The organism is Aquirufa beregesia (genome assembly GCF_011090385.1).
GTDB classification, from domain to species: domain Bacteria; phylum Bacteroidota; class Bacteroidia; order Cytophagales; family Spirosomataceae; genus Aquirufa; species Aquirufa beregesia.
Genome location: NZ_SEWW01000041.1, coordinates 1 through 321, shown reverse-complemented (window position 1 = coordinate 321; position 321 = coordinate 1). Strand labels below are relative to the sequence as shown.

General features: G+C 47.4%; 1 protein-coding gene. It reads left to right on the top strand.

Translation table 11 applies throughout. From position 1 onward, the window contains the following. Positions 1-321, top strand: a 321-nt coding sequence (locus tag EWU23_RS13800; RefSeq protein WP_166233195.1) for a hypothetical protein, incomplete at both ends; no start/stop codon positions are given.

Here is a 321-nt window from a genome sequence, read left to right as displayed (position 1 = left end):
TGGCTGTTACAGATGGAAGTATCGTTGCTGCAGGAGCAGATCGATTGACAGTAGCCGTGAGTGCATCAACGATGACGAAATTGGCGGTTAGCTTAGCGAGTCCTCAAACGAATGGAACAGCCTTTACTGGAACGAATACCTTGACAGCCCAAGATGCGTATGGCAATACGGTCACAACTTTTGCTGCCAATACAAATAATGTAACAGTAACGAGCACGTTAACCGGAGCAATCACAGGTTTAGGCTCAGGAGTGAACAACGTGTTGAATCAAGCGGGCGACTTTACGAGTGGAGTAGCGAACTTGACAAGCTTAGGCTTGA